We start from the raw sequence: 1,089 nt of genomic DNA on the forward strand, positions 1-1,089 counted from the left end.
GCCGGGGGCGACGACGACGAGGGCGGCGCCACGGCCGCGCCCGCAGCGGCCGAGCAGTCCGGACAGGCGGCCGGGCCGGAGCAGGGCGGCGAGCAGTCGCCCTCCGGGCCCGATACGTCGGACATCCCGGACCCGGTGGCCGAGGTGAACGGGACGGAGATCTCGCGCGACGAGTTCCTGTCGGTGTTCGAGAACCAGTACCAGCAGATGAGCATGCAGGCGCAGATGACGGGCCAGCCCGTCGACGAGGCACAGCTCAAGAAGCTCACCACCGACGGTCTGGTCGGCACCGAGCTGCTCACGCAGGAGGCGGAGAAGCGGGACATCGAGGTCTCCGACGAGGAGATCCAAGCGGAGCTCGCCGAGTTCGCCGAGACCAACCAGGTGAGCACCGATGAGTTCATCGCGGCGATGGGGGAGCAGGGTCTCGACCGCGACGCGGTGATGGAGCAGATCGACAAGCAGCTGCGCGTCGAGAAGCTCATCACGTCCGAGTTCGGCGAGTTCGAGGTGACCGACGCCGAGGTCGAGGCCGCCTACGAGCAGATCGCTCAGCAGCAGGCGATGGCCGGCGGCGGTGCCGGTGCGGCCGGTGGTGGCGGGGTGCCGCCGCTGGAGCAGGTCCGCGGAGAGGTCTCCGAGCAGGTGCGGGTCCAGAAGGAGGCCGGCGCGATGGAGGAGCTGTCGCAGAAGTTGCGCGCCGACGCGGACGTCACCGTCCACCTCTGATCGCCGGCTGCCTATACGGTCACGTCGTTGTGCGGGAGCTGCTGCGAGATCCACGGGAACACCACCTCCATGAGCAGCAGGAAGACCGCCACCAGCAGGGCCAGCGCGATCAGCGCCTTCACCGGTCGCGGGCCGGGCAGGGATCGCCACAGGTAGGCGTACATCGGTCAGTCCTCCAACGCGGCGGGGCGGCCGTCGGCCTTGGCGGTGGTCTCGGTCAGCACGGCGTGCACGATCAGCCTCTGGGCGTTCGAGTACATCGGGTGGCAGGTGGTCAGGGTGAGCAGCCGCTCGAGGGCGGCCGCGTCGGCGCCCCCTGTAGCACCGGTCTCCGCCGCGCCGGCCGGGCCCGCCGCACCC

2 protein-coding genes and 1 pseudogene are annotated in these 1,089 nt (G+C 70.7%); 1 reads left to right on the forward strand and 2 read right to left on the reverse strand.

Annotated elements, in window-relative coordinates; all coding sequences use genetic code 11:
• The coding region (locus G6030_RS13830) for a SurA N-terminal domain-containing protein (protein ID WP_182643521.1) at positions 1 to 729 on the forward strand (729 nt) is incomplete at its 5' end.
• Positions 730 to 740: 11 nt separating this feature from the next.
• Here G6030_RS13830 and G6030_RS13835 read toward each other — a convergent pair.
• A complete protein-coding gene (locus G6030_RS13835; RefSeq protein WP_182643522.1) occupies positions 741 to 893 on the reverse strand; it encodes a hypothetical protein in 153 nt (50 codons plus the stop codon).
• Between the two features lie 3 nt (positions 894 to 896).
• Positions 897 to 1,089: pseudogene (locus tag G6030_RS13840) on the reverse strand (sortase); the annotation flags it as partial.

This window comes from Dietzia sp. E1 (assembly GCF_014145015.1).
Taxonomy (GTDB): domain Bacteria; phylum Actinomycetota; class Actinomycetes; order Mycobacteriales; family Mycobacteriaceae; genus Dietzia; species Dietzia cinnamea_A.

Excerpts from the sequence above, each read along its gene's own strand:
- G6030_RS13835 (WP_182643522.1), bottom strand. The coding sequence starts at position 893 with ATGTACGCCTACCTGTGGCGATCCCTGCCCGGCCCGCGACCGGTGAAG.